Here is a 25,157-nt window from a genome sequence, read left to right as displayed (position 1 = left end):
GAGTGTGCGAGCAGCACGCCGGGACCTGAACGGTCCGGGCGCGCAGCAAAAGATTTGGCGCCCGCGTCCGTGAGTTGGGCCAGAAAGTTGGATTTGATGAACACCACATCCGCGTTCAGCACCGACGGCGCCCGCCCGCTGCAGTTTCCGATACCAGCCGATGTCTATGCCGAAACCGTCGTCTCGGTGAAGCACTACACCGACCGGCTGTTCTCGTTCCGCATCACCCGTCCGCAGTCGCTGCGCTTCCGCTCCGGCGAGTTCGTCATGATCGGCCTGCCCAATGCCGAGAAGCCGGTATACCGCGCCTATTCGGTGGCGAGCCCGGCCTGGGACGAAGAGCTGGAATTCTTCTCGATCAAGGTGCCGGACGGCCCGCTGACCTCGGAACTGCAGAAGATCCAGGTGGGCGACACCGTCATCATGCGCCAGAAGTCGACCGGCACGCTGGTGGTCGACGCGCTGACGCCGGCCAAGCGGCTGTTCATGATTTCGACCGGCACCGGCATCGCGCCCTTCGCCAGCCTGCTGCGCGACCCCGACACCTACGAGAAATTCGACCAGCTGATCCTGACCCACACCTGCCGCGACATTGCCGAATTGACCTATGGCCAGGAACTTGTGGCGGCGCTGGAGAGCGACCCGCTGATCGGCGAACTGACCACTGGGCGCGTCACGCTCTACAATTCGACGACCCGCGAGGAGTCTGTCTGCATGGGCCGCATCACCGCGCTGATCGGCTCGGGCAAGTTCTACAGCGATCTCGGCATCGAAAAGCTCAATCCCGAGACCGACCGCATCATGATCTGCGGCTCGATGCACATGCTCAAGGACGTCAAGGAGCTGGCCGAGAGCCTCGGTTTCCAGGAAGGCTCGCTCAGCCATCCGGCGACATTCGTGGTCGAGCGCGCCTTCGTCGGCTGAGACCGCGCCTCTGCCAAAAATCAGGCTTCAAGAATCGGGTTTTGACCTTCCGGTCAAAAACTAGCTGCTTTCGCGGCCTTTTTCGGCTATCCCTTGCTTGAGGACTCGTGAAGCATGGCTTCGCGGGCTATCTTCGTGCGTGTCGCCCTAACAGTCGAGCGGTTTGGGCGACGATAGACAATACGCACCAAGACATAAGCGTGCGTCGCTGAATGAAAGGGCAGGAGATGAGCAGCACAATCCGCGAAGCCGATCTTGGCACCAAGGTGACGCCGCTGCCCGCGCGTGCCGCCGCCAATAGCGCCGTCCCGCTGGACCATCGTATCGCGCGCAATCCCGGCATGAAGCTCGATCTCGGCTTCATGGAATCGGTGCGCAGCGTCAACCGTTCGGCGCTGGAACGGCGCGTCGCCAGCCTGACCAAGCGGCGCTCGATCAAGGCCGACAATCAGGCGGCCTGGCTGCTGCGCGCGGTGGCCTGCATGGATCTGACGACGCTGAATTCCAACGACACCGAGGAGCGCGTGCGCCGGCTCTGCGCCAAGGCGATCAACCCGTTCCGGCGCGACATCGTCGAGGGGCTCGGCATTGCGGGCGAACCCATCCGGCCGGCCGCGGTCTGCGTCTATCATCCTTTCGTCGCCACGGCGGTGGACGCCGTGCGCGGCACCGGCATCCATGTCGCCGCCGTCTCCACCGCCTTTCCACACGGGCTTGCGCCGCTGTCGACCCGGCTGCAGGAGATCGAGGCCTCGGTGCGCGACGGCGCCGACGAGATCGACGTCGTCATTCCGCGCGGGCTGGTGTTCGGCGCCAAATGGCGGGAGCTCTACAACGAGATCGTCTCGATGCGCGCCGCCTGCGGCGATGCGCATCTTAAGGTCATTCTCGGCACCGGCGACCTCGCCACGCTGCGCAATGTCATGCTGGCCTCGATGGTTGCGATGATGGCGGGCGCGGATTTCATCAAGACCTCGACCGGCAAGGAAAGCGTCAACGCGACGCTGCCGGTTGGGTTGGCCATGGTGCGCGCCATCAGGGCCTATTTCGAGGAAACCGGTCATCTCATCGGCTTCAAGCCGGCCGGCGGCATTTCCACGGCAAAGGCCTCGCTCGACTGGCTGGTGCTGATGAAGGAAGAGCTCGGCCGGCCGTGGCTGGAGCCGGAGCTGTTCCGCTTCGGCGCTTCGAGCCTTTTGACCGACATCGAGCGCCAGCTCGAGCATCACCTGACCGGCCATTATTCGGCCAATCACCGCCACGCGATGGCTTGAGGATCGGATTGGGTTTTTGAACGTGGAGTTCTACGGCGCCCCCCTCTGTCCTGCCGGACATCTCCCCCACTTGTGGGGAGATTGGCTGGCATCGGCGATTTCGCCAATGGCCAACGCTGCAAAATGGCGGCTGACAGACGTAAAGTCCGATCTCCCCCCTTGTGGGGGAGATGTCCGGCAGGACAGAGGGGGGCGCGAAAGAACGCCTCCTGAGACAATTATCTGGAGCTATCCATGAACATTCTCGAACGCTATCACGCCATGGAATACGGACCGGCGCCGGAAGCGCGCAACGAGGCCGATGCGTGGCTTGCCGCGCGCGATTTTTCCAAGGCGCTGTTCATCGACGGCGCCTGGAAAGCGGCTAGCGGCGGCAAGACCTTCGAGACCAGCGAGCCGTCTTCCGGCAAGCTGCTGGCCAAGATCTCCGATGCCGGAGCCGCCGACATCGACGCGGCCGTCGCCGCAGCCACCAAGGCACTGCCGAAATGGTCGGCATCCTCGGGCTATCAGCGCGCAAAAGTACTTTATGCCATTGGCCGCGCCATGCAGCGGCATCAGCGCCTGTTCGCGGTGCTTGAGACAATCGACAATGGCAAGCCGATCCGCGAAAGCCGCGACATCGACGTGCCCTTGGCGATCCGCCACTTCATCCATCACGCCGGCTGGGCGCAGGCGCTGGACAAGGATTTCCCCGGCCACAAGGGCGTCGGCGTCGTCGGCCAGATCATCCCGTGGAACTTTCCGCTGCTGATGCTGGCCTGGAAGATCGCACCCGCGCTCGCCGCCGGCTGCACGGTGGTGCTGAAGCCGGCCGAGTTCACGCCGCTGACCAGCATCCTGTTCGCCGAGATTTGCGAGCGCGCCGGCGTGCCGAAGGGCGTCGTCAACATCGTCCAGGGCGGCCCGGAAGCGGGCGGAGCCATTGTCAACCACCCCGGCATCCAGAAGATCGCCTTCACCGGCTCTTCGGAAGTCGGCAAGATCATCCGCAAGGCAACCGCCGGCTCGGGCAAGAAGCTGTCGCTGGAGCTTGGCGGCAAGTCGGCCTTCATCGTTTTCGAGGATGCCGATCTCGACAGCGCCGTCGAAGGCCTGGTCGACGGCATCTGGTTCAACCAGGGCCAGGTCTGCTGCGCCGGCTCGCGGCTCCTGGTGCAGGAAGGCATCGCCGAGGCCTTGATCGCCAAGGTCAAGACGCGGATGAGCCGGCTGCGCGTCGGCAGTCCGCTCGACAAGAACACCGATATCGGCCCGCTGGTCGACGCCACGCAGCTCGACCGGGTCAAGGGACTGGTCGCCGAAGGCGCCAGGCAAGGCGCCGTCTGCTGGCAGCCGGACGCCGCGCTGCCGTCCTCGGGTTACTACCACCTGCCGACACTCGCCACTGGTGTTTCGCCGGCTAATATCCTTGCCCAGGAAGAGGTGTTCGGCCCGGTGCTGGCGACCATGACCTTCCGCAACACCGAGGAAGCGATCGAGCTTGCCAACAACACGCGCTACGGGCTGGCGGCGAGCGTGTGGAGCGAGAACGTCAATCTGGCGCTGCATGTCGCGCCGCAGCTAAAGGCCGGTGTCGTCTGGGTCAACGGCACCAGTATGTTCGACGCCGCCTGCGGCTTCGGCGGCTACCGCGAGAGCGGCTTCGGCCGCGAGGGTGGGCGCGAGGGCATGTTCGAATATCTCGCGGCAAAATTGCCGCTCGGGCCGGTCATCAAGCAAGCGACGATCTCGGCGCAACCGGTCGAGCAGGCCGACGGCGCGGCCATCGACCGAACGGCCAAGCTGTTCATCGGCGGCAAACAGGTACGCCCGGACGGCAATTATTCGCTGGCCGTCGCCACCGCCAAGGGCAAGCTTGCCGGCGAAGTCGGTTTTGGCAACCGCAAGGATATCCGCGATGCCGTGTCGGCTGCCCGCGCGTGCAAGGCATGGCCGGAAGCGACCGCCTACAACCGTTCCCAGGTGCTCTATTATCTGGCCGAAAACCTTTCCGGCCGCGCCGGCGAATTCGCGGCTCGTCTGACCGAACTGACCGGCGCTACGCCCAAGGCCGCGCGGGAAGAAGTCGACCAGTCGATCGAACGCCTGTTCCTCTATGCCGGCCTCGCCGACAAGTTCGAAGGCCGCGTGCACCAGCCGCCGGCACGTGCCGTGACGCTGGCGCTGCACGAACCGGTCGGCGTCGTCGGCATCGTCGCGCCTGATAACGCGCCCCTGCTCGGGCTGATCTCGCTCATCGCGCCGGCGCTGGCCATGGGCAATACCGTGGTCGCCGTGCCTTCGGAAAAGTATCCGCTGCTCGCCACCGATCTCTACCAGGTGATCGAATATTCCGACGTTCCGGCCGGCGCCATCAACATCGTCACCGGCCGCACCGCGGAACTTGCCGGCGTCCTGGCCAAGCATGACGACGTCGACGGGCTTTGGGTGTTCGCCGATGCTGAGACCTGCGCCAAAGCGGAGGCCTGGTCCATCGGCAACCTCAAGCGTGTCTGGAGCGGCAATGGCCGCAGCCTGGACTGGGCGTCCGACGAGGCGGCCGGCGATGCCTTGCTGCGCCGCGCCATCGAGGTGAAGAATGTCTGGGTGCCCTACGGCGACTGAGCCTTTGGACAGCCACAATGGTGATCGTGTCCGGGCTTGACGCCCGGGCCTATGTTCTTTAACGAGAAAAAACATTTTTATCTGTGAACCGACACGGCGCAGGCCGCACGATGGCTCGTGACTGGCACATGACGCCTTGGCCGGCTGCCGATAAAGGCGGATGATCCTAGCGGACGAGGAGAAGAGCATGGCGGATCTGGCAGGCAAGATCGTTGTCGTCACGGCGGCGGCGCAAGGCATCGGCAAGGCGAGCGCACTGGCCTTCGCCAAGGCTGGAGCCACGGTCTACGCCACCGATATCAACGAGACGCTTCTCGCCGAACTCGCCAAGACGACGGGGATCAAGGCCCGCAAGCTGGACGTCCTCAACGACGAGGCGGTCAACACCGCCTTTGCCGAGATCGGCCGCGTCGACGTGCTGTTCAACTGCGCCGGTTTCGTCCATTCCGGCTCGATCCTCGAGATGAAGGACAGCGATCTCGATTTCGCCTTCAATCTCAACGTGCGCGCCATGATCCGCACCATCCGCGCCGTGCTGCCTGGCATGCTGGAGCGCGGCGACGGGTCGATCATCAACATGGCCTCGCTGGCCAGCTCCACCAAGGGCGTGCCGAACCGTTTCGCCTATGGCGTCACCAAGGCTGCCGTGATCGGCCTGACCAAGGCGGTCGCCGCCGACTATGTCGGCAAGGGCATACGCTGCAACGCCATCTGCCCCGGCACGGTCGAGAGCCCGTCGCTGCAGGACCGCATGCATGCGCAAGGCGACTACGAAGCGGCGCGGGCCGCCTTCATCGCCCGCCAGCCGATGGGCCGGCTCGGCACGCCGGAGGAGATCGCCGATCTCGCCGTCTACCTGGCCGGTGCCACCTACACGTCCGGGCAGGCCTATAATATCGACGGCGGCTGGTCGATCTGAGGTTCGGAAATCGGGAGCAAACCGGAAGACCGGGATCGTTGCACGCGTTTGTCGGGAGATCGTGAAGTCTGAAAATCCGGCGCGCCGGCTTGCCCGGCACGATTCTCGCGCTTGCCCGGAAGCAGGCCGATCAGTAGGGTCCGCCGTCGCCTCGGCGGAGAGTTTGCAAAGGGCCACGCGGCCGCAACCAGGAGAAGGGTTTAAATGAAACTGCTGCGCTATGGCGAGGTTGGGAGCGAACGTCCCGGCCTGCTCGATGCGGATGGAACGATCCGCGATCTCTCCGCCCATGTCGCCGACATTGCCGGCACCACGCTTCATCCGGCCTCGCTGGACATGCTGGCCAAGCTCGATGCCAAGTCGCTGCCGGCGGTTTCGGGCAAACCCCGGCTCGGCGCCTGCGTCGCCGGCACCGGCAAGTTCATCTGCATCGGCCTCAACTATTCCGACCACGCAGCAGAGACCGGCGCCACCGTGCCGCCAGAGCCGATCATCTTCATGAAGGCAAGCTCGGCCATTGTCGGGCCTGACGACGACGTGCTGATCCCGCGTGGCTCCGAAAAGACCGACTGGGAAGTAGAACTCGGCGTGGTCGTCGGCAAAACCGCGAAATATGTCAGCGAAGCCGATGCGCTCGACTATGTCGCCGGCTATTGCGTCTCGCATGACGTGTCCGAACGCGCCTTCCAGGCCGAGCGGCAGGGCCAGTGGACCAAGGGCAAGAGCTGCGACACGTTCGGCCCGACCGGCCCATGGCTGGTGACCAAGGACGAAGTGGCCGACCCGCAGAACCTCAAAATGTGGCTGACCGTCAACGGCAAGACGATGCAGAACGGCTCGACCAAGACCATGGTCTATGGCGTCGCCTACCTCGTCGCCTATCTCAGCCAGTTCATGTCGCTGCACCCCGGCGACATTATTTCGACGGGCACCCCGCCCGGCGTCGGGCTAGGCATGAAGCCGCCGGTGTTCCTGAAGGCCGGTGACGTGGTGGAGCTGGGCATCGAGGGGCTCGGCCAGCAGAAGCAGACCTTCAAGGCGGACGTGTAGGGCGACGTGCTTTCTTCCTTCTCCCCTTGTTGTGGGAGAAGGTGTCGCCGAAGGCGACGGATGAGGGGTGTTCCAGGGAACGCCATCGCCTCACTCCGCTGGAACACCCCTCATCCGTCTCGGCGCTGCGCGCCGATCCACCTTCCCCCACAAGGGGGGGAAGGNCTCACTCCGCTGGAACACCCCTCATCCGTCTCGGCGCTGCGCGCCGATCCACCTTCCCCCACAAGGGGGGGAAGGAAAAGCGCGAGCCAAGCTACTTCAGCACCTTCCCATCCGCCCCAAACCGATATGTCTTCCCGGGCTCCGGCGTCGCGTAAAGCGTGGCGCCAGGCTCCGCGTCATATACGCCGAAAATGCGCACCGTGATCAGCCCGGCTTTCTCGCAGTCGAGATAGAGGTTGGTGTCGGCGCCGAGATGCTCGGCGTGCACCACCGTGCCCTTCCAGCTGCCCGATTTCGGATCGACGGTCAGATGCTCCGGCCGCACGCCGATGGTCTTGGCGGTTTCGCCCAGTTTCGCCCCGTCGATGAAGTTCATCTTCGGCGAGCCGATGAAGCCGGCGACGAACTCGTTTGCCGGCGAATTGTAAAGCTCCATTGGGCCGCCGATCTGTTCGATCCTGCCGGCATTGAGCACGACGATCTTGTCGGCCAGCGTCATCGCCTCGACCTGGTCGTGGGTGACGTAGATCATCGTCGCCTTCAGCCGGCGATGCAGCTGGGCGATCTCCAGCCGCGTGTTGACGCGCAGCGCCGCGTCGAGGTTCGACAGAGGCTCATCGAACAGGAACAGCTTGGGCTCGCGCACCACGGCGCGGCCGATGGCGACGCGCTGGCGCTGGCCGCCGGAGAGTTCGGCCGGCCGCCTTTCGAGATAGGGTTCCAGCGACAGCATCGACGAGGCGATGCCGATGCGGCGGTCGATCTCGGCCGCCGGCGTGCCGGCCTGCTTCAGGCCAAGGCCCATATTGTTCTTCACCGTCAGATGCGGGTAGAGCGCGTAAGTCTGGAACACCATGGCAATGCCGCGCTTGGCCGGCGGCGTGGCGGAAACATCCGCGCCATCGATCACCACGCGGCCCGAGGTCGAATCCTCCAGTCCGGCGATGACCCGCAGCAAGGTCGACTTGCCGCAGCCCGATGGGCCGACGAAGACGACGAATTCGCCATCCGTCACTTCGAGGTCGATGCCCTTCAGCACCTCGACCGGCCCGAAGGCCTTCTTCACATTCTCGATCTTCAGCGAGCCCACGGCGATCCTCCAAATTGATGAGTGGGCGCCAAAGCACCCCCCTCTGCCCTGCCGGGCATCTCCCCCTCAAGGGGGGAGATTGGCAGCGTTGGCCTTGCCGCCCATCTTGCAGCATTGGCGATTGGCGAAAGCGGTACCGACATTCGATCTCCCCCCTTGAGGGGGAGATGGCCGGCAGGCCAGAGGGGGGCCTCGTAAAGCGCGACCCCTGACGACAATTCCTTTGTCACAATCGCACCGCCTTTCCGCTGCGCACGCTCTCGTCGGCGGCGAGACAGACGGCGAGCGACTTCACTGCGTCGTCCATGTGTTTGGTGAGATCCAGATCCTCGCGGATCGCTTTCAGGACGAAGGCCTGTTCGAGATCGCAGAGATCTTGGTGGCCGGGCTCACCTTCCATCGACAGCATCTCGTCCGGCCTGGCGAACTTGCCGTCAGCGCCGGTCGCGGCACTGTGCAGGCGGATGGTCGAGGTCTTGGTGTGGGTGTCGATGTCGTCGGACTTCACGCCTTCCTTCATGACGATCGACACGCAGCCGTTGGGCGAGATGACATCCTTGACGAAGAAAGCGGTCTCGGAAATCATCGGCCCCCAGCCGGCTTCATACCAGCCGACCGAACCGTCATCGAACAGCACCTGCAGGTGGCCGTAATTGTACATGGACGGCGCGACCTCTTGCGTCAGCCGCACACCCATGCCGCGCACCTCGACCGGCTTGGCGTCGGTGATCTGCAGCATGACGTCGAGATAGTGGACGCCGCAATCGACGATCGGCGAGGTCGTCTGCATCAGCTGCTTGTGCGTCTCCCAGGTATGGCCGGAGGATTGCTGGTTGAGGTTCATGCGGAACACGTAAGGGCCGCCGAGCTTGCGCGCCTCGGCGATCAGCCTGATCCAGGACGGATGATGGCGCAGGATGTAGCCGATCACCAGTTTCCGGCCGTTGGCCTTGGCGGCCGCGACGACGCGTTTGGCATCGGCCACCGTCGTTGCCAGCGGCTTCTCGACGAACACATGGCAGCCGGCCTCGAACGCCCTGACCGCATAGTCGGCATGGCTGTCGGAATAGGTGGCGATGCAGGCGACATCGGGTTTTTCGTCTCGCAGAGCATCGTCGAAGGAGCGCCTGATGCCGTAGCCCGACAGTCCGTCCGGTAGCGGCACGTCGGAGCGGTTGACCAAGGCCGCGATCTGGAAACCCGGATTGGTATGATAGGCCAGCGCATGGCTGCGGCCCATATTGCCAAGGCCGGCGACGACGACGCGAAGGGGTGGTTTAGAGTTCACCGAGCTGCTCCAGACATTCCGATTTTTCCTGAGAGGGTGTCACCCCACCCGGCGCTGCGCGCCGACCTCCCCATCAAGGGGAGGTAGGGCGTTGGCGTGAACTTCCCCACTGCCAAGGAAGTTGTCCTGAGCTGAGGCCTCGGGCGGTCATGAATGAAGCGGCGCCCTTCCACCTCCCCTTGACGGGGAGGTCGGCGCGAAGCGCCGGGTGGGGTGATGGCGCCGGCAGAGAATTGTAGTTCCCCGCTCACTTGACGGCTCCGGACGTAATGCCGCGGATCAGCTGCCGCGAGAAGATGACGTAGAGGATGAGCACCGGCATGATCGCCAGCGAGAGGGCTGCCAGGATGGCGTTCCAGTTGGTGACGAACTGGCCGAGGAAGAGCTGCGCGCCCAAGGTCACCGTCTTGGTCTCTTCCGACGGCGCCAGGATCAGCGGGAACCACAGATCGTTCCAGATCGGGATCATGGTGAAGACGGCGACCGTTGCCATCGATGGCCGCACCAGCGGCAGCACCAGGCGGAAGAAGATGGTGTATTCCGACAGACCGTCGATGCGGCCGGCGTTCTTCAAATCGTCGGACACCTGCTTCATGAATTCCGAAAGGATGAAGACGGCAAGCGGCAGGCCTTGCGCGGTATAGACCAGGATCAGCGCCGTCAGCGTGTTGACCAGTCCGCTCGCCACCATCAATTGCAGGATGGCGACCGTGCCGAGCCGGATCGGGATCATGATGCCGAGCGCGAGATAAAGCCCCATCATCGAATTGCCGCGGAAGCGGTATTCCGACAGCGCAAACGCCGCCATGGCGCCGAACAAAAGCACGAAGAACAGCGAAGCGACGGTGACGACGAGGCTGTTCTGGAAATAATGGATGAAGTCGCCCTGGCCGATGACGGTGGTGTAGCCGATCAGGTCGAAGGTTTTTGGTGTCGGCGGCGTCAAAGGCGCGCCAAAAATGCCGGCGCGGGATTTGAACGAATTCATGATGACAAGGATCACCGGAAACAGCGCGATCGCCGTGTAGGTCAAAAGGATCGCGTGAGCGCCGATGGTGCGGGGCAGTGATCGGGTGGCGGTGCTCATTGGGAGGTCTCCTGACGAGCTACTTTGCCGAGGAGCGGCGCCCAGGCACCCCCCTCTGGCCTGCCGGCCATCTCCCCCGCAAGGGGGGAGATTGGCAGCTTCGGGCTCGGCGCTTCTCCTGCGACGTGGAAGATTGGCGAAAGCCTTCGTGACATCCGATCTCCCCCCTTGCGGGGGAGATGGCCGGCAGGCCAGAGGGGGGTGTTCAAGCTCGACATATCCATCCCTCAGAACTGATAGCGACGCAGGCGCGTCTGGACGAGGAAGAGGTAGACGCAGACGCCGCCGAGGATGATCAGGAACATCATCGTGGCGATCGCCGCGCCCATATTGGGATCGCCGACCTGCAGCTGGAAGCCGAAGAAGGCGCGGTAGAGAAAGGTGCCAAGGATGTCGGTCGAATAGTTCGGCCCGGCGAGCGCGCCTTGCGCGGTGTAGATCAGGTCGAAGGCGTTGAAGTTGCCGACGAAGGTGAGGATCGAGATGATGCCGATCGACGGCAGGATCAGCGGCAGCTTGATCTTCCAGAATTGCGACAGGCCGGTGATGCCATCGCATTCAGCCGCTTCGATCACCTCTTCGGGGATCGACAGCAGCGCGGCATAGATCAGCATCATCGGGATGCCGACGAACTGCCATACCGAAATCAGGCTGAGCGCGGTCAGCGCATATTGTTCCTTGCCGAGCCAGGGCGTGAACAGGCTTTTCAAGCCGACCAGGTCCATCATATGCGGCGCCACGCCCCACAGCGGCGACAGGATCAGCTTCCAGGCGAAGCCGACGATAACGAAGGACAGGATCGTCGGCACGAAGATCGCCGTGCGGTAGAAGGCGGCAAATCTCAGCCTTGGGCTGGACAGCAATGCCGCCAGCATGACGCCGATCGGGTTCTGCACCAGCATGTGGATGATGAAGAACCAGGTGTTGTTCCTGAGCGCGTTCCAGAACCCGACCGACCAGTTGGGATCGCCGAACAGGGTGCGGAAATTTTCCAGTCCGACGAAGACCTGGGACTCGCTGACGTTGCGGAACAGCGATAGCTGCAAGGTGCCGGCGAGCGGCAGGATCATGATCGCCGTGTAGACGAGCACCGCCGGCGCCAGGAAGATGCCGATGTGCCAGCGAACAGGTCTTTTCGGTCGTATTTCTGCGGCCATGAGTTCGGTCCCCGCCGTCTCTCGGTTCCAGACGAATATTGATGCCAGATGATGCCTTGATGCACGGCCCGAACATCCTTGCCCGATGCAGCAAGGACAAAGGCCTGCGACTGGTCAGCTAGCCTTCCCAAGACCAGCAAGGGTAAGGCCACGAGGTGGTGCCGACAATCGCTATCTCTGCGGATGCAGAGTATCCGGAACCGGCCAGGCTTGCGCCCGGCCGGCTCCGTTGCCTGAGCTCTTACTTCGCCGGCTTGTACCAGCTGTCGAGGCCTGTCTGCAGCTTCTTGGCCGCTGCTTCGGGCGTATCGGTGCCGTTGATGACGTTGGCCGATTCAACCCAGGTCTCGTTCTCGAGGTTCGGCGTGCCGCGCGACAGGATCTGGTAGGTCGAGCGGATCGTCGACTTGCACTTGCCGCGCCAGGAGACGAATTCCTGCGCCAGCGGGTCTTCCATCTTCACCGGCGCGGAGTTCAGGCTGAAGAAGCCCGGCAGCGCGTTGGCGTAGATGGTGGCGAAGTCGGGCGAGGCGACCCAGGACAAGAATTTCTTGGCCGCATCGGCGTTCTTCGACGCTGCGTTCAAGCCCATGCCGATATCGGTATGGTCCGAGATGTAGCAGGTGTCGCCGGCCTTCTCGACCGGCGGCGGGAAGGCGCCCATCTTGAACTGGGCCTGGGTGTTGAACAGGCCGATTTCCCACGAGCCGGCCGGGTAGATGGCGGCACGGCCGAGCGTGAACAGGTTCTGGCTGTCCGGATAGGTCTGCGCCTCGAAACCGTCGCCGAGATACGGCTTCCACTTGGCCAGTTCCTCATACGGCGCGACCCAGTCCTTGTCGGTCAGCTTCTGGTCGCCCTTGATCAGCGCCGCACGGCCATCTTCGCCCTTCCAGTAGTTGGGGCCGATGTTCTGGTAGCCCATGGTGGCGGCTTCCCAGAGGTCCTTGGTGCCCATCGCCATCGGGATGTAGGTGCCGTCGGCCTTGATCTTGTCGAGTGCTGCAAAGAACTCGTCGCGGGTCTGCGGCACCTTGATGCCGAGCTTGTCGAAGGCGTCCTTGTTGTAGATGAAGCCGTGGATGACCGAGGCCATCGGCACGCAGAAGCTCGCCTTGCCGTCATCGGTCTGCCAGGCCGACTTGGCCACCGGCGAGAAATTCTCCATGCCAGGCAGCGAGGAGAGATCGGCGAGGTTGCCCTTCTTGAACAGTTCGAGCGACTTGTCGAACGGGCGGCAGGTGATCAGGTCGCCCGCCGAGCCGGCGGCGAGCTTGGCGCCGAGCGCGGCGTCATATTCGGTCGGGGCCGATGGTGCGAACACCACCTTGATGCCCGGGTTCTTGGCTTCGAAGGCCGGGATCAGCTTGTCCTTCCAGATGGCAAGGTCGTCGCCGCGCCAGCTTTCGATGTTGAGGGTTACGTCGTCGGCGTAGGCAACCCCGGCCGAGCCGAGAATGCTGGTGCCCAGAAGCAGTGCCGTCAGTAGTTTCGTTGTCATGCTCAGTCTCCCTGTTGACCTTTTTCAGGTTCGGTTTTGATGAGAACAGAGGCTTTTGGCCCCTTGCTCCCCTCGCAAGCCCGTTTCACCCCGATGGAAATCGGGATGAAACAAGCCCTACTTCTTTGTTCGAGCACGATCTTTTCCGAAAAGTGGGTTCCACTTTTCGGGATCATGCTCCAGCGCGGAAAGGGCTGGCCGCAGCTTCTGGCCGGTCCCCTCCAGTATCTTCCGCGCCGCATCGGCACTGTCGGCGCCGGCGGCGAGCAGAATGGCTGTCTTGACCGCGCCGCCACTCTTCTCGAGCAGTTGGGCGGCTTCGTCCCTGCCGCGCCCGCTGACGGCGGCGACGATGCGCGCGGCGCGGTCGCGCAGCTTGATGTTGTCGGCCATGAGGTTGACCATGTAGCCGTCATGCACGTGGCCGAGATGGACGGCAGTCAAGGTCGACAGCATGTTGAGCGCGATCTTCTGGGCGGTGCCGGCGCCCATGCGCGTCGAGCCGGCGATCACTTCCGGTGGCGTTTCGAGCAGGATGGCGGTTCCAGCCCGCTGGAGCAGGGCCGAACCCCGGTTGTTGGCGATGCCGATGGTGGCCGCCCCGCGGCGGGCCGCTTCCTCGATGGCGCGTACCGCATAGGGTGTCGTGCCGCTGGCCGAAACGGCGATCAGGCAGTCGCCCTTGCCGATGCCGGCACTGGCGATCGCCGCGGCGGCCTCCTCCGTGTCGTCCTCGGGCCCACCGGCCAGCGTGTGGAAAGCCTTGTCGCCGCCGGCGATCAGTATGGCGATACGGTCGCGTTCGATGCCGAAGGTGCCGGGCAATTCCAACGCATCGGCGAGCGCCATCAGGCCGGAACTGCCTGCCGCGGCATAGGCTAGCCTGCCGCCGCCATTCAGCCTGTCGGCGATGATCTCGGCAGCCTTGGCGATGGACGGAATGGCGTTGCGGACGGCCTTGGCGGCCTCGACCTGCGCATCGACCAGCGAAGCAAGGATGGCTTCCGGGGCCTGGATATCCAGCCCCTCGGCATTCCTGTGAAGCGCTTCGGTGCGCGTTTCGGCCATCCCGGTACCTCCAATACCAGAACAATACCAAAAAAATACCACTTGTCCACAAGCATTAACGAATTCGTGGCCCGGAAATCGCTGAGCCGGCGAAATGCCCAGGATTTTCAATAAAATACGCCTTAATCTTTTTGAAACGGAAATTAACCCTTGGCTATTGGTATTTTATTGGTATTATCCGGCCGGAGGAGAAATCACGTGAATTTCGTGCTCGGTATCGATGGCGGTGGCACCAGCTGCAGGGCCGCCCTGGCAAATGCGGACGGCATGGTGCTCGGCCGTGCCAAAAGCGGCGCCGCCAACATCCGCACCGACCTTACCGGCGCCCGTTCGAACATCGTCGAGGCGGCGCGGCAGGCGTTCATCGCCGCCGGGCAGAACCCGGAGTTGATCCCGCAGACACCGGCCATTCTCGGGCTTGCCGGCGCCAATGTCGGCACCTACCGGCAGCAGCTCGAAGCGGTCCTGCCATTCAGCGTCAGCCGCGTCGAGACCGATGCCGAGATCGCGCTGGAAGGTGCCGTCGGATCGGGCGACGGCGCCATGGCGATCCTCGGCACCGGCACCGCCTACATGGCGCGCAGACAAGGCAAGTCGCGCGCCATCGGCGGCTGGGGATTCCAGGTCGGCGACCAGGGCAGCGGCGCGCGCATCGGCCGCGACCTTCTCGAACAGACATTGCTTGCCTATGACGGCGTGCGCGAGGGTTCGCCGCTGACCGACAGCATGATGGCGGTTTTCCGCAACAATCCGGAGGACGTGGTCGAGTTCACCACCAATGCCAAGCCCGGCGATTTCGGCGGTTTTGCGCCCAAGGTGTTCGAACACGCCGAAAAAGGCGACAGCGTCGCCAACTGGATCCTGGACAGGGTAGTCGCCGATGTCGAAGCCTCGCTTGGCGCGCTCGATCTCGCCGAAGGGGCGCCGCTCTGCCTGCTCGGCGGCTTGGCGCCGCTTTACGCGCCGCGCCTGTCGGCGCGCTACCGGGCGCTCCTGAAGCCGCCGCTCGACGACGCACTGGGCGGCGCCGTGCAGATGGCGGTGCGGCTTTTCGCTGGACATAAGGAGGCGGCTCGATGAGCGACGCCGCCGACCAGATCTTCGCCACCCTGAAGCAGTCGGCGCAGAGCGGCGCGCCGCTCTATCTGCAGCTTCGCAAGAGCATCGAGGACGCCGTCAACCGCGGCCTGATCGGGCCGGGCGACGCGCTGCCTTCCGAGCGCGACATCGCCACCAAGGCCGACATTTCGCGGGTCACGGTGCGCAAGGCGGTGCAGGACCTGGTCAAGGGCGGCATCCTGGTGCAGCGCCATGGCTCCGGGACCTTCGTGGCGCCGCGCATGGAGCGCGTCGAGCAGTCGCTGTCGCGACTGACCTCGTTCACCGAGGACATGGCGCGGCGCGGCATGGCGGTGCGTTCGGCCTGGCTCGACCGCGGCCTCTACGCGCCCTCGCCCGACGAGATGATGGTGCTCGGCCTGTCGTCGAGCGAACTGGTGACGCGCGTGGCGCGCCTGCGCATCGCCAACGACACGCCGCTGGCGATCGAACGCGCCTCGCTGTCGGCCAGCGTGCTGCCCGATCCGGCGGCCATAGGCTCCTCGCTCTACGCCGCCTTGGAGATGACAGGCAACCGGCCGGTGCGGGCGGTGCAGCGCATTTCGGCCGCCAATCTCGGCGACAGCGACGCGCGCCTGCTGGAAGTGCCGCCGGGCATTGCCGGCCTGCACATCGAACGTATTTCCTATCTGGCGAGCGGCAAGGTGATCGAATTCACCCGCTCGATCTACCGGGGCGACGCCTACGACTTCGTCGCCGAACTGCGGCTGACAGGACCGAGCGAAGAGGGCCGACCATGACTGAAATCACCCATATGCGGCGCGAGATCGAGGAGATCCCGCAGGCCGTCGCCCGCCTGCTCGACGGCTCCGGCACCGTGCTCTCCGAGGCCGGGCATGGCATCCGGGAACGCGACCCGCATTTCGTCGTCACCGTGGCGCGCGGCTCGTCCGACCATGCCGCCACCTTCATGAAATATGCCGTCGAACTGACCGCGGGCCTTGCCGTCGCCTCAGTCGGCCCTTCCATCGCTTCGATCTATGGCCGCAAACTCCGGCTTGCCGGATCGGCGTGCCTGGCGATCTCGCAGTCGGGCAAGAGCCCCGACATCGTCGCCATGGCCGAAACCGCACGGGCCGGCGGGGCACTGACCGTCGCCATTACCAACACCGCCGATTCGCCGCTGGCGCGGGCCTCAGATTATGCGATCGACATCCTGGCCGGGACCGAGCGCAGCGTCGCGGCGACCAAGACCTTCATCAATTCCGCCGTCGCCGGCCTCGCCTTGATGGCGCATTCCACCGGCGACGCCGCGCTGCTTGCCGCACTTGCTCGTCTGCCCGAACATTTCGGCAAGGCGATCGCCTGCGACTGGATGAGCGTGCTGGCCGAAACGATTGAAAAGCAGAAGTCGCTGTTCATCCTCGGCCGTGGACCGTCCGCGGCGATGGCCAACGAGGCAGCGCTGAAATTCAAGGAGACCTGCGGCATGCATGCCGAGGCCTACAGCGCGGCCGAAGTCATGCACGGCCCGCTGGCGCTGATCGGTCCGGATTTTCCGGTGCTGGCGCTGGCCGCGCGCGATGCGTCCGAACCGTCCGTCGCCGAAGCCGCCGACAGCCTGGCGGCCAAGGGCGCGCCGGTGTTCGTCACCTCCGCGCTTGCCAACCGCGCCACGCGCCTGCCGCATGTCGCCACCGGTCACCCGCTGACCGACCCGCTGACGCTGATCGTCTCCTTCTACATGTTCGTCGAGGCCTTCGCGCGCCATCGCGGCCTCGATCCGGACACGCCGCGCAACCTTCGCAAGGTGACGGAGACCGTATGAGCGATCGTTTTGCCCTGACTGGCGCCCGGATTTTCGACGGCGACGACTGGCATGAAGGCGCGGCGCTCGTCGTGCGCGACGGCCTCGTCGAGGCTATTTTGGCCACCGGCGCCATCCCTTCGGACGTCCGCGTCGTCGAGACCGGCGGCGGCATGCTGGTGCCGGGCTTCGTCGACATCCAGGTCAATGGCGGCGGCGGCGTCATGCTCAACGACCACCCCGACGTCGCTTCGATCGAGACCATATGCCGGGCGCACGCGCCGTTCGGCACGACCGCGCTGCTGCCGACGCTGATCACCGACACGCCTGACATCACGGCCGCCGCGATTGCCGCAGGCGAAGCAGCGACGCTGCAGAAGGTGCCGGGCTTCCTCGGCCTGCATCTCGAAGGGCCGCATCTGTCGATCGCGCGCAAGGGCGCGCATGATCCGGCGCTGATCCGGCCGATGACGGACGCCGACCAGTCGATGCTGATCGCGGCGCGGCGCAAGCTGCCGGTGCTGCTCACCACGATAGCGCCCGAATCCGTCGAGCCGGCCCGCGTCACGACATTGACCAGGGCCGGCATCATCGTCAGCCTCGGCCATTCGGACACCGGCTATGCCACGGCAAAAGCCTTCGCCGAGGCGGGAGCCAGCGTGGTCACCCACCTGTTCAACGCGATGAGCCAGATCGGCAACCGCGAGCCGGGGCTGGCGGGCACGGCGATCGACATCGGCACCTTGTCCGCCGGGCTGATCGCCGACGGCATTCACGTCCACCCGGCAAGTATCAGGATCGCACTCGAGGCCAAGCAGGGGCCTGGCAAGATCGTGCTGGTCACCGACGCGATGGCGACGATCGGCACCGACATGAGCTCGTTCACGCTCAACGGCCGCACCATCTACCGCAAGGACGGGAGCCTTAGGCTTGCCGACGGGACGCTGGCCGGCGCCGACCTCGACATGATCTCGGCCATCCGGTTCATGCACCGCGTCGTCGGGCTCGACCTTTCCGAAGCCTTGCGTATGGCCTCGCTCTATCCGGCACAGGCGATCGGCCAGTCGCACCGGCTTGGCCGCCTTGCCAACGGCACGGCGGCGGATATCGTTGCGCTGTCGGACGATCTCGGCATAGGAAGCGTCTGGATCGGCGGCGACAAGGTTTTTTCAGCCGGCGCATAATCCTGAAAGCGGGCCCATGCAGGCAATCGACTGTGTTGTCGCCGGAGCAGGCGTCGTCGGGCTTGCCGTCGCCAGGGCGCTTGCCTTGTCGGGCCGCGAGGTGGTGGTCATCGAGCAGGCCGATGCGATCGGCACCGTCACCAGTTCGCGCAATTCCGAGGTCATCCATGCCGGGCTCCATTATGCGCCGGGCAGCCTCAAGGCCCGGCTCTGCGTCGAAGGCAGCCGACTCCTCTACGCGTACTGCGCCGAGCACGGCGTCGGCCATGCGCGGACCGGCAAGCTGATCGTCGCCAGCGAGCCAGGGCAGATGGACGGGTTGCGGACGATCCAGGCCAATGCGCGCCGCTGCGGGGTCGAGGACCTCGAGCTTTTGACGCGCGGCGAAGCCGAAAGCCTGGAGCCGGCGCTGACATGCGGAGGTGCGCTGCTGTCGCCGTCGACCGGCATTATCGACAGCCATGCCTTGATGCTGTCGCTGCGCGGCGACGCCGAGGCGGCCGGCGCGACCTTCGCTTTCCTCACCTGCGTGGCCGGCGCGACGATCGGCGCAGGCGGGATCCGTGTCGACACGCGCGATGCCGATGGCGAGACCTTCGCTTTGGAGGCCCGCGCCTTCGTCAACGCCGCGGGCCTCGACGCGCAGGCCATGGCCGGCCGGATCGAGGGGTTACCGCAAAGCCTCATCCCCCGGCAGTGGCTGGCACGCGGAAATTATTTCGCGCTTCCAGGCCGGTCGCCGTTTTCGCGGCTGATCTACCCGGTTCCGGTCGAAGGCGGCCTCGGTGTCCACCTGACACACGATCTTGGCGGCAGTGCGCGCTTTGGGCCTGATGTCGAATGGATCGACCATGTGGACTACACGATCGATCCAGGCCGGAGCGCCGTCTTCTACGAAGCGATCCGCCGCTATTGGCCCGACCTCGGCGATGACGCCCTGCAACCGGCCTATGCCGGCATCAGGCCGAAACTGTCGGGTCCCGGCCAGCCGGCGGCCGACTTCATGATCCAGGGGCCTGCCGACCATGGCCTCGGCCGGATCGTCAACCTGTTCGGCATAGAGAGCCCCGGCCTGACGGCAAGCCTGGCGATCGCCGATCATGTCGTCGCGCTGCTGTACCCGGAATGACCGGTGCCGTTGGAAGCTTGGCATCCCGAACAGAGGTCATGAAACCTTTTGATTTTGAGTCCGTTGTCGGAACGTATGTCCGAGTCGAAACCCAAATCGACACCGGCCGACGGCATCAGACCGCGCGGCAATCCTAAGCCGCGTCGAGGAAAGTCGCGGCCGCAAGGGCCGCGTGACCAGACCCCTGGCGAAGAGAAGCCGCGCGAAGAAAAGCCAACGCCCGCCGACGCGGCGCCGGAGGTCGACGGTCAGGCGGGGCCGCCACCGGAAGCTATCGAACCCGATCCGCAGCTAACGCCAGAAGAGGCCGAGCAGGCGCGCAAGAAATACCTGCTGCGGCGCTTCTGGATCAGCGGGCGCGGCTATTGGGGGCGGCAGGGCGACAAGCTCGCCTGGCCGCTTACAATCGGGCTGTTGATCCTGATCGTCATCAATGTCGGCTTCCAATACGGGATCAACGTCTGGAACCGCGCGTTCTTCGACGCGATCGAGCAACGCAACGTCCACACCGTCTATGTGCTCAGCGCCATATTCCTGCCGCTCGTTGCCGGAAGCGCGAGCCTTGTCATCGCGCAGGTCTATCTGCGCATGACGATGCAGCGCCGCTGGCGATCCTGGCTCACGACGTCGGTCATAGCGCGCTGGCTTACCAATGGCCGCTACTATCAGTTGAATCTCGTCGCGGGCGACCATTCGAACCCCGAAGCCCGCCTCACCGAGGATCTGCGGATCGCCACCGAGTCGCCCGTCGATTTCATCTCCGGCGTGATCATCGCCACGCTGTCGGCCTCGACCTTCATCGTGGTGCTGTGGACGATCGGCGGAGCCTTGAGCTTCACATTGGGAGGCTCGACCTTCACCGTGCCCGGTTTCCTCGTCATCACGGCCGTGATCTATGCCGCGATCACCTCCACCTCGATGGTCATCATCGGCCGCGATTTCGTCCGGCTGTCCGAGGAAAAGAACCAGTCGGAAGCCGAGTTCCGCTACGTGCTGACCCGCGTGCGCGAAAACGGCGAGAGCATTGCCTTGCTCGGCGGCGAGGAGGAGGAGCGCAGCGGCATCGACAGGACCTTTGCCGGCGTGCTGAAGCGATGGGCACAACTGACCGGACAGCATATGCGCACGGCACTGGTCTCGCAGGGCTCGAGCCTGTTCGCGCCGGTCGTGCCGGTGCTGCTGTGCGCGCCAAAATTCCTCGAAGGCTCGATGTCGCTCGGCCAGGTCATGCAGGCGGCCTCGGCCTTCGCCATCGTGCAGGGCGCCTTCGGATGGCTGGTCGACAATTATCCACGTCTTGCCGACTGGAACGCCTCCGCACGCCGCATCGCCTCGCTGATGATGTCGCTCGATGGGCTCGAGCGCGCCGAGCAGAGCGACGAGCTGGGACGCATCAAGCATGGCGAGACCGAAGACGGCGCGATGCTCAGCCTCGACAATCTCTCCGTGACGCTCGACGACGGCTCCTCCGTGGTCAAGGAAACGAAGGTCGAAATCGAACCGGGCGAGCGGGTGCTGGTGGCCGGCGAATCCGGCTCGGGCAAGTCCACCTTGGTGCGGGCCGTTGCGGGCCTGTGGCCATGGGGCGGCGGCAACGTCAATTTCCACGCCGGCAGGCGCCTGTTCATGCTGCCGCAACGCCCCTACATCCCCACCGGCACGCTTCGCCGCGCGGTCGCCTATCCCGCGGCGGCGGACAAGTGGACGATCAAGCAGATCAAGGCTGCCCTCGACAAGGTGGGGCTCGGCTATCTCACCGACAGGATCAAGGAAGAGGCGCCATGGGACCAGACGTTGTCGGGTGGCGAAAAGCAGCGCCTCGCCTTCGCGCGCCTGCTGCTGCATCGCCCCGATATCGTGGTGCTGGATGAAGCGACCTCGGCGCTCGACGAGACGAGCCAGGACACGATGATGATGACGGTGATCCGCGAACTGCCTGATGTCACCATCATCAGCGTGGCGCATCGCGCGGAGCTCGAAGCCTTCCACAGCCGCAAGATCACCCTGGAAAGGCGTGAGGGCGGCGCCAAGCTCGTCAGCGATATCGACCTCGTCCCGCGCAAGCGCAAACGCAGCTTGCTGAAGCGTGCCTTGTGGGGCTCCGGCTCCGGCGCTTCCAACCGTGGTTAGAGCGGTTCACCCATGTCTCCCAAAAAGGCCTGGCCTGATCAGGACGCGTAGAGATCCTTGTAGGCATCGCGCAGAAGATTCTTCTGGACCTTGCCCATCGTGTTGCGCGGCAGTTCGTCGACGAAGATCACCTGCTTCGGATGCTTGTACTTCGCCACGCGACCGGCGATGGCGCGGAGGATTTCGGCGCCGGTGATCCGCGATGCCGGCGCCCGCACGACGACCGCGGTGACGCCTTCGCCGAAATCCGGATGAGCGACGCCGATGACGGCGCTTTCCAAGACCCCGTCGAGCGCATCGATCTCGCTTTCGAGTTCCTTCGGATAGACGTTGTAGCCGCCTGAAATGATCAGGTCCTTGCCCCGGCCGACAATGTGGACATAGCCGTCCGCGTCGATCATGCCGAGATCGCCTGTGATGAAGAAGCCGTCGGCACGGAATTCCGCCTTGGTCTTTTCCGGCATGCGCCAGTAGCCGCCGAACACGTTTGGACCCTTCACCTCGATCATGCCGACCTCGCTTTGTGCCAGCGTCCTGCCGCTGTCGGGATCGGCGATGCGCAGCGACACGCCGGGCAAGGGGAAACCGACGGTGCCGGCGCGCCGTTCGCCCTCATACGGGTTCGACGTGTTCATGTTGGTTTCGGTCATGCCGTAGCGTTCGAGGATGGCGTGGCTGGTGCGCTCGCGCCAGGCCCTGTGCGTCTCGGCCAGCAGCGGCGCCGAACCCGACACGAACAGGCGGATTGTCTTCGTCGCCTCGCGGTCTAGGCCATCCTGCTGCAGCAGGCGTACGTAGAAGGTCGGCACACCCATCAGCACTGTTGCGCGCGGCAGCAGCGAGACGATGCGGCCCGCGTCGAATTTCTGTTCGAACAGCATCGAGGCGCCGGCCATCAGGACGACGTTGGTGGCGACGAACAGGCCATGGGTGTGGAAGATCGGCAGCGCGTGGATCAGCACATCGTCCGTCGTGAAGCGCCATTGATCGACCAGCACCCGCGCGTTCGAGGCCAGATTCTCGTGGCTGAGCATGGCGCCTTTCGAGCGGCCGGTCGTTCCCGACGTGTAGAGGATCGCGGCAAGATCGTCCCCGCCCCGCTCGACATCATGGAAGTCGGACGATTGCCGCGATGCCTGGTCCGCCAGCGATCCCTGGCCGTTGCGGTCGAGCGTGACCACGACGGCGCTGGACGGCTCGACCATCGCAGCGACATCCGCAGCCCTTGCCGGATCGCAGACGATGACCCGAGGTGCCGCGTCGTCGAAGAAATAGCCAAGTTCGGTCAGCGTGTAGGCGGTGTTGAGCGGCAGGAAGACGGCACCGGCGCGCACGCAGGCGAGATAGAGCAGGACCGCCTCCGGGCTCTTCTCGACCTGCCCGGCCACCCGATCGCCGGGCTCGACACCCAGTTGCAGCAGCGCATGCGCGAGCTGTCCCGACCGCGCCAGCATGTCGCCATAGGTGAGCGAGCGGCCATCGTCGGTTTCCATCAACAGACGCCCGGGCGCCGGCATCCGGGACCGGAACGCATCGAACAGATGATTGCTCATGAAGTCTTCCTGCGGTGACGGCAATGGCGGCGCCGGGCACACGCTTCTGGCCGCATGCGTCGGCGGCGAAGCGTTCGCGTTTCCTGGCCGTGCCGTCAAGACCGCAAACGGCGATCCAGCCCGCAACGTCGGTCGCGAATGATTGGAATGATCGGCGATAGCCCGACGATCGAGGCGTCGCTAGCGTCGGGCGCGTTCGGCCGGGGCGGCGGCCGTTTCGTTCTGCTTGAAGCGCTCCATGCACATGGAAGCGGTCAGCTGGTAGTGATCGATCAGTGCCTGGACGGCACCGTCGGCATTGCCGTCCAGCGCGCATTCGGCGATCAGCCGGTGTTCGGCGAAATCGTCGCGCTGGATGCCTTCGCCGTCCCTGGCCATTTGCCGATAGCGATAAGCGTGATCGGAAAGCTGGTCGCAGAAACCCACCAGCCAGTGCGACCGGCAGGCCGAGATCAGCACCCGATGGAAGGTGCGGTGCAATTTCTCCCAATCCGGATTGATCGACGGGAGATCAGGCGGCGAGAGCCGTGACGCGCGCCCCAGGCGATGCAGCGCCAGCACCAGCTGTTCTTCCCATTCGGCGGTGCGGTGGGCAATGGATTCGCGAAGAGCGCGTTCCTCGAGCCAGCAGCGGGTGCGCGTCAGCTCCTCGAGCTCCATCGCGGTGACCGGCATGATGAAGAAGCCGCGCTGGTCGTGGCGGCCAAGAAGCCCTTCGGAGGCAAGGCGGTTGAGGGCTTCGCGAACCGGAGAGGCGCCGGCGCCATACTTGGAAACAACCCACTCGACCCGCAGCTTGCTTTCAGTTTCGAGAGCGCCGCCGAGAAGATCATCGCGCAGCTGATGATATACCGTACTGGCAAGCGTGCTTTTGGATCCTGTGCCGTCGTCGTTCAGATTGGCAGCTCCGTAGGTCAAAAGACGACTCCTTTGTCCCCAGTTCTTAATTTGGGCAATTCGAGTCCGGAAACAGTCCCTCTCCGTACATGTATCCTATAACGCCTACCTTCGGGCGCTCAAGCAGAAGATCGCATTATCGTACCTTAGAACAAAGAAATATACGCTGATCCGCCGCCGGCTCGCGCGGATTTTCACGCCGCTACAACCAGTGGAAGCTTAACATGTTTTGTATGCACGCAGGATCATCTGTTCCTCTGTGCTTGTGCGAGCATCTTTTCTGTCGCGCGCAAAGACAACGAAACACGCGCCGCTATCAAGCGGCCTTGGCGAGGCTGATTCGGCCGTGCCGGACCCGGAGAGGCATCCGCACAAATCCTTAGCCGGCCTTTGGCAATTGGAAGCGGATGATCGCGCCGTACTTAGCCGGCGGCCTTGTCGGCCGCCGTCCGGATCGCCTCGATATTGGCACGGTAGGCCTCGACGCTGCCGCCCTTGAAGATGGCGGCGCCGGCGACCAGCACGTCGGCGCCGGCAGCGGTGACCAGGGGGGCGGTTTCAGCCGAAACGCCGCCGTCGATCTCGATGCGGATCGGCCGATCGCCGATCAGCGCCTTGACCCGTCTCACCTTGTCGACGATCCCTGGAATGAAGGCCTGACCGCCGAAACCCGGATTGACGGTCATGATCAGGATCAGGTCGAGCCGGTCGAGCACGTATTCGACAGCGCTTTCCGGCGTCGCCGGGTTGAGCGAGACGCCGGCTTTCTTGCCGAGGTTCCTGATGGTCTGCAGCGAGCGGTCGAGATGCGGCCCGGCCTCGGCGTGCACCGTCATGCCATCGCAGCCGGCTTCGGCGAAGGCGGCGAGATAGGGATCGGCCGGCGCGATCATCAGATGGCAGTCGAAGAAGGCCTTGGTGCGGTTGCGGATCGCCTTGATGACCGGCGGGCCGAAGGTGATGTTGGGGACGAAATGGCCATCCATGACATCGAGATGGATCCAGTCGGCGCCGGCAGCCACGACGGCCTCGACCTCGTCGCCAAGCTTGGAAAAGTCCGAAGCCAGCACCGAAGGTGCGATCAAGGTCTTTTTGCTCATCTCGCGGCCTTTCCGGGCGCCTTCATGCCGGTCACCCTGGATCGACTGCCTAATGCGCGGCGGACGACTTGTCGAGGGTGCCGGCACGGCGGCTCCACAGGCTCGGGTGGCGTTGCGGCGTTGCGGCCAATTTCCGCTGCCCGGCGCCGTGACGAAAAACCCGCCGGA

The 25,157-nt window shown here is 64.5% G+C and carries 21 protein-coding genes; 12 read left to right on the top strand and 9 right to left on the bottom strand.

The features are described 5' to 3' along the window. The first annotated feature begins 96 nt into the window (after nucleotides 1-96). The 5 genes from X741_RS153915 to X741_RS153935 all read left to right on the top strand — a co-directional run bounded on the left by X741_RS153915 (nucleotide 97) and on the right by X741_RS153935 (nucleotide 6,774). A complete protein-coding gene (locus tag X741_RS153915) occupies nucleotides 97-924 on the top strand; it encodes a ferredoxin--NADP reductase (RefSeq protein ID WP_023777753.1) in 828 nt (275 codons plus the stop codon). Between the two features lie 227 nt (nucleotides 925-1,151). Beyond that, nucleotides 1,152-2,198: a deoxyribose-phosphate aldolase gene (gene deoC, locus X741_RS153920; protein WP_031250011.1), complete on the top strand. Its 1,047-nt coding sequence runs from the start codon at nucleotides 1,152-1,154 to the stop codon at nucleotides 2,196-2,198. Nucleotides 2,199-2,432: 234 nt separating this feature from the next. Beyond that, nucleotides 2,433-4,805 carry an aldehyde dehydrogenase family protein gene (locus tag X741_RS153925; protein ID WP_023777751.1) on the top strand — a complete coding sequence of 791 codons (2,373 nt, stop codon included), beginning with the start codon at nucleotides 2,433-2,435 and terminating at the stop codon, nucleotides 4,803-4,805. Nucleotides 4,806-4,992: 187 nt separating this feature from the next. Next, nucleotides 4,993-5,724, top strand: coding sequence for an SDR family oxidoreductase (locus X741_RS153930; RefSeq protein WP_023777750.1), 732 nt, complete (start codon nucleotides 4,993-4,995; stop codon nucleotides 5,722-5,724). A 204-nt stretch (nucleotides 5,725-5,928) separates the two neighbouring features. After that, nucleotides 5,929-6,774 carry a fumarylacetoacetate hydrolase family protein gene (locus X741_RS153935; RefSeq protein ID WP_023777749.1) on the top strand — a complete coding sequence of 282 codons (846 nt, stop codon included), beginning with the start codon at nucleotides 5,929-5,931 and terminating at the stop codon, nucleotides 6,772-6,774. Between the two features lie 256 nt (nucleotides 6,775-7,030). On the opposite strand, the gene X741_RS153940 is transcribed toward X741_RS153935, so the two are convergent. From X741_RS153940 to X741_RS153965, 6 genes are all read right to left on the bottom strand, one after another. Then, nucleotides 7,031-8,029, bottom strand: a complete 999-nt coding sequence (locus X741_RS153940) for an ABC transporter ATP-binding protein (protein ID WP_023777748.1) — start codon at nucleotides 8,027-8,029, stop codon at nucleotides 7,031-7,033. Between the two features lie 226 nt (nucleotides 8,030-8,255). Continuing rightward, nucleotides 8,256-9,317: a Gfo/Idh/MocA family oxidoreductase gene (locus X741_RS153945; RefSeq protein WP_023777747.1), complete on the bottom strand. Its 1,062-nt coding sequence runs from the start codon at nucleotides 9,315-9,317 to the stop codon at nucleotides 8,256-8,258. A 247-nt stretch (nucleotides 9,318-9,564) separates the two neighbouring features. Then, nucleotides 9,565-10,404, bottom strand: coding sequence for a carbohydrate ABC transporter permease (locus tag X741_RS153950; RefSeq protein WP_023765384.1), 840 nt, complete (start codon nucleotides 10,402-10,404; stop codon nucleotides 9,565-9,567). A 227-nt stretch (nucleotides 10,405-10,631) separates the two neighbouring features. Beyond that, the gene (locus tag X741_RS153955; protein WP_013891957.1) at nucleotides 10,632-11,561 is read right to left on the bottom strand and encodes a sugar ABC transporter permease; all 930 of its coding nucleotides are present in this window, start codon (nucleotides 11,559-11,561) and stop codon (nucleotides 10,632-10,634) included. A 241-nt stretch (nucleotides 11,562-11,802) separates the two neighbouring features. Then, nucleotides 11,803-13,062, bottom strand: coding sequence for an ABC transporter substrate-binding protein (locus X741_RS153960; protein ID WP_023777746.1), 1,260 nt, complete (start codon nucleotides 13,060-13,062; stop codon nucleotides 11,803-11,805). Nucleotides 13,063-13,179: 117 nt separating this feature from the next. Further along, complete coding sequence (locus X741_RS153965) at nucleotides 13,180-14,130, bottom strand: N-acetylmuramic acid 6-phosphate etherase (RefSeq protein ID WP_023777745.1); 951 nt, start codon at nucleotides 14,128-14,130, stop codon at nucleotides 13,180-13,182. 198 nt (nucleotides 14,131-14,328) lie between these two features. Here X741_RS153965 and X741_RS153970 point away from each other — a divergent pair, with 198 nt between their 5' ends. From X741_RS153970 to X741_RS153995, 6 genes are all read left to right on the top strand, one after another. Next, the gene (locus X741_RS153970; RefSeq protein WP_023777744.1) at nucleotides 14,329-15,210 is read left to right on the top strand and encodes an N-acetylglucosamine kinase; all 882 of its coding nucleotides are present in this window, start codon (nucleotides 14,329-14,331) and stop codon (nucleotides 15,208-15,210) included. Further along, nucleotides 15,207-15,989, top strand: a complete 783-nt coding sequence (locus tag X741_RS153975) for a GntR family transcriptional regulator (RefSeq protein WP_023777743.1) — start codon at nucleotides 15,207-15,209, stop codon at nucleotides 15,987-15,989. The genes X741_RS153970 and X741_RS153975 overlap by 4 nt, the downstream gene beginning before the upstream one ends. Continuing rightward, nucleotides 15,986-17,017 carry an SIS domain-containing protein gene (locus X741_RS153980; protein WP_023777742.1) on the top strand — a complete coding sequence of 344 codons (1,032 nt, stop codon included), beginning with the start codon at nucleotides 15,986-15,988 and terminating at the stop codon, nucleotides 17,015-17,017. The genes X741_RS153975 and X741_RS153980 overlap by 4 nt, the downstream gene beginning before the upstream one ends. Further along, a complete protein-coding gene (gene nagA / locus X741_RS153985) occupies nucleotides 17,014-18,180 on the top strand; it encodes an N-acetylglucosamine-6-phosphate deacetylase (RefSeq protein ID WP_023777741.1) in 1,167 nt (388 codons plus the stop codon). Before X741_RS153980 ends, nagA begins: the two co-directional genes overlap by 4 nt. 16 nt (nucleotides 18,181-18,196) lie before the next feature. After that, entirely contained in the window at nucleotides 18,197-19,309 is a 1,113-nt protein-coding gene (locus X741_RS153990; RefSeq protein ID WP_023777740.1) for an NAD(P)/FAD-dependent oxidoreductase, read from the top strand. A 75-nt stretch (nucleotides 19,310-19,384) separates the two neighbouring features. Beyond that, entirely contained in the window at nucleotides 19,385-21,439 is a 2,055-nt protein-coding gene (locus tag X741_RS153995; RefSeq protein WP_023777739.1) for an ABC transporter ATP-binding protein/permease, read from the top strand. A gap of 38 nt (nucleotides 21,440-21,477) precedes the next feature. Here the strand turns inward: X741_RS153995 and X741_RS154000 are convergent, their stop codons facing one another. Beyond that, a complete protein-coding gene (locus tag X741_RS154000) occupies nucleotides 21,478-22,992 on the bottom strand; it encodes a malonyl-CoA synthase (protein ID WP_023777738.1) in 1,515 nt (504 codons plus the stop codon). On the opposite strand from X741_RS154000, the gene X741_RS1000000169710 reads away from it, so the two are divergent. Continuing rightward, the gene (locus X741_RS1000000169710; RefSeq protein WP_023765374.1) at nucleotides 22,991-23,134 is read left to right on the top strand and encodes a hypothetical protein; all 144 of its coding nucleotides are present in this window, start codon (nucleotides 22,991-22,993) and stop codon (nucleotides 23,132-23,134) included. The two genes, X741_RS154000 and X741_RS1000000169710, sit on opposite strands and share 2 nt — an antisense overlap. Nucleotides 23,135-23,172: 38 nt before the next feature. Here the strand turns inward: X741_RS1000000169710 and X741_RS154005 are convergent, their stop codons facing one another. Both X741_RS154005 and rpe read right to left on the bottom strand, forming a co-directional pair. Continuing rightward, nucleotides 23,173-23,910, bottom strand: coding sequence for a GntR family transcriptional regulator (locus tag X741_RS154005; RefSeq protein ID WP_023765373.1), 738 nt, complete (start codon nucleotides 23,908-23,910; stop codon nucleotides 23,173-23,175). A 401-nt stretch (nucleotides 23,911-24,311) separates the two neighbouring features. Next, on the bottom strand, nucleotides 24,312-24,989 hold the full coding sequence (gene rpe / locus X741_RS154010; RefSeq protein WP_023777737.1) for a ribulose-phosphate 3-epimerase: 678 nt from the start codon (nucleotides 24,987-24,989) through the stop codon (nucleotides 24,312-24,314). Between the last annotated feature and the right edge of the window lie 168 nt (nucleotides 24,990-25,157).

The organism is Mesorhizobium sp. LNHC221B00 (assembly GCF_000502935.1).
GTDB classification, from domain to species: Bacteria; Pseudomonadota; Alphaproteobacteria; order Rhizobiales; family Rhizobiaceae; genus Mesorhizobium; species Mesorhizobium opportunistum.
Note: the sequence above shows the minus strand (reverse complement) of the source record. Positions and strands in the feature narration are given on the sequence as shown.

Bases quoted from the DNA above. Each gene is read 5' to 3' on its own strand.
- X741_RS1000000169710 (WP_023765374.1), top strand. From the start codon at position 22,991: ATGAAGTCTTCCTGCGGTGACGGCAATGGCGGCGCCGGGCACACGCTT.
- X741_RS153975 (WP_023777743.1), top strand. From the start codon at position 15,207: ATGAGCGACGCCGCCGACCAGATCTTCGCCACCCTGAAGCAGTCGGCG.
- X741_RS153990 (WP_023777740.1), top strand. From the start codon at position 18,197: ATGCAGGCAATCGACTGTGTTGTCGCCGGAGCAGGCGTCGTCGGGCTT.
- X741_RS153950 (WP_023765384.1), bottom strand. From the start codon at position 10,404: ATGAGCACCGCCACCCGATCACTGCCCCGCACCATCGGCGCTCACGCG.
- X741_RS153930 (WP_023777750.1), top strand. From the start codon at position 4,993: ATGGCGGATCTGGCAGGCAAGATCGTTGTCGTCACGGCGGCGGCGCAA.
- X741_RS153995 (WP_023777739.1), top strand. From the start codon at position 19,385: ATGTCCGAGTCGAAACCCAAATCGACACCGGCCGACGGCATCAGACCG.
- X741_RS153980 (WP_023777742.1), top strand. From the start codon at position 15,986: ATGACTGAAATCACCCATATGCGGCGCGAGATCGAGGAGATCCCGCAG.
- deoC (WP_031250011.1), top strand. From the start codon at position 1,152: ATGAGCAGCACAATCCGCGAAGCCGATCTTGGCACCAAGGTGACGCCG.
- X741_RS153955 (WP_013891957.1), bottom strand. From the start codon at position 11,561: ATGGCCGCAGAAATACGACCGAAAAGACCTGTTCGCTGGCACATCGGC.
- X741_RS153915 (WP_023777753.1), top strand. From the start codon at position 97: ATGAACACCACATCCGCGTTCAGCACCGACGGCGCCCGCCCGCTGCAG.
- X741_RS153935 (WP_023777749.1), top strand. From the start codon at position 5,929: ATGAAACTGCTGCGCTATGGCGAGGTTGGGAGCGAACGTCCCGGCCTG.
- rpe (WP_023777737.1), bottom strand. From the start codon at position 24,989: ATGAGCAAAAAGACCTTGATCGCACCTTCGGTGCTGGCTTCGGACTTT.
- X741_RS153925 (WP_023777751.1), top strand. From the start codon at position 2,433: ATGAACATTCTCGAACGCTATCACGCCATGGAATACGGACCGGCGCCG.
- X741_RS154000 (WP_023777738.1), bottom strand. From the start codon at position 22,992: ATGAGCAATCATCTGTTCGATGCGTTCCGGTCCCGGATGCCGGCGCCC.
- X741_RS153965 (WP_023777745.1), bottom strand. From the start codon at position 14,130: ATGGCCGAAACGCGCACCGAAGCGCTTCACAGGAATGCCGAGGGGCTG.
- nagA (WP_023777741.1), top strand. From the start codon at position 17,014: ATGAGCGATCGTTTTGCCCTGACTGGCGCCCGGATTTTCGACGGCGAC.
- X741_RS153960 (WP_023777746.1), bottom strand. From the start codon at position 13,062: ATGACAACGAAACTACTGACGGCACTGCTTCTGGGCACCAGCATTCTC.